1 protein-coding gene is annotated in these 1,727 nt (G+C 35.0%); it reads left to right on the top strand.

All coding sequences use genetic code 11. The features are described 5' to 3' along the window. Positions 1 to 138 precede the first annotated feature (138 nt). Positions 139 to 1,695, top strand: a complete 1,557-nt coding sequence (locus tag COL05_RS30285) for an IS1182 family transposase (RefSeq protein ID WP_098671306.1) — start codon at positions 139 to 141, stop codon at positions 1,693 to 1,695. Positions 1,696 to 1,727: the final 32 nt, after the last annotated feature.

The raw sequence follows: 1,727 nt of genomic DNA, 5'->3' as shown, positions 1-1,727 counted from the left end.
AAGAGGTTGTCCCAAAAGTAGCTGAATAGTTACTTTTGGGCAACCTCTTTTTTACATAAAACATAAAAAAGAATCGTCCAACTTTGATATAATTAAGTCACCACAACCAAATCATCAAAAGAAAGGAACGATTCTCTTATGTTTATAGATTATAACAAAAATCAACTCACTTTTCCATTAGATGTTGAGATTCATATTCCTGAACATCATCTTTCACGTGTGGTTCATAAAGCTGTAGAAGCGATGGACCTCTCTATCCTCTTATCACGTTATCCAGGTGGTGGCAGACCACCTTATCACCCAAAAATGATGTTGAAAGTCTTATTATATGCCTATACAAAAGGAATCTATTCTTCTCGAAAAATCGAGGAACAACTCCATGAAAATATCCATTTTATGTGGCTTTCTGACGAAAAAACACCAGACTTTCGTACAATCAATCGTTTTCGATCAGAGCGTATGAAAGACGTGATTTATGAAACTTTCTTCTCTCTTATCGACCTATTGAAACAAGAAGGACTTGTCAAACTCGAAGATTATTTTCTAGATGGAACAAAAATAGAAGCAAATGCCAATCGATATACGTTTGTATGGAGAAAATCCACCGAAAAATATGATCAAAAACTAGATGAGAAGTACCAAAAGATTGTCGCGACAATTGAACAAGCAAGTGAAGACGATCAGAAAGCGGAATTAGAAAAAGAACAAATGAAAGAGACCTGTCCTGTCATTTCTGAAAAAATTAAGCAAACCATTCAAACCTTAGAAAAACGCCTACAAGATGAACCGAAAAATAAAACGATAAAAAAAGCGAAGCGTCAGTTAGAAAATGATCTTCTTCCACGCAAAATAAAATACGAAGCTCATAAAGAAACATTTCAAGAAAGAAATAGCTTTTCGAAAACAGATACAGATGCGACCTTTATGCGGATGAAAGAAGACCATATGAAAAACGGTCAGCTTAAACCAGGATACAATATACAAATCGGAACCGAGGATCAATTTATTACAGGGTTTAGTATTCATCAAAAAGCGGGAGATACAACTTGTTTCATTCCTCATTTTGAAATGTTTGAGAAGTACAATCGTGTAAAGCCTCAAAAGGTAGTTGCCGATTCTGGTTATGGAAGCGAAGAAAACTATGCATTCTGTGAAGAGAAAAATATGAAAGCATATGTGAAATACAATACGTTTGAAAAAGAACAAACGAAAGCTTGGACGAAACAAATCGGTCGCGTAGAAAATATGTCTTATGATGAAGAGCTGGATGAATGGATTTGTGCAAATGAAAAACGCCTTATTTTTTCACATGAAAGCAAACAACAAACAAGCAATGGTTATACTTCTATCAAAAGAACTTATCGTTGTACAGAATGTTTGGGCTGTCCATTTCAAGAAACATGCGCCAAAGGAAAAGAAATAAAATCTATCAGTGTCTCTATAAAAAATCAAAAACAGAGAAAAGAAGTGCGAGAACGTTTACATACAAAAGAGGGTAAAGAGTTATACGGTCAACGAAAAATAGAAGTAGAACCCGTATTTGGTCATATTAAATATAATCGTTTCTTCCAACGTTTTTCCTTGCGAGGCCTTTCTAAAAATCGACTGGAATGGGGTCTTATTTGTGTTGCCCATAATTTACGGAAATGGACAACAACAGCTCAATCAAAAGCGAAAACCCCCAATCATAAGTAGAAAACCCATTGTTTTTCTACTTATGATTGGGG

The sequence above is a fragment of the Bacillus sp. AFS059628 genome, from assembly GCF_002571225.1.
Taxonomy (GTDB): Bacteria; Bacillota; Bacilli; order Bacillales; family Bacillaceae_G; genus Bacillus_A.
This window is presented reverse-complemented; position numbering and strand designations above follow the sequence as displayed.

Bases quoted from the DNA above. Each gene is read 5' to 3' on its own strand.
- COL05_RS30285 (WP_098671306.1), top strand. From the start codon at position 139: ATGTTTATAGATTATAACAAAAATCAACTCACTTTTCCATTAGATGTT.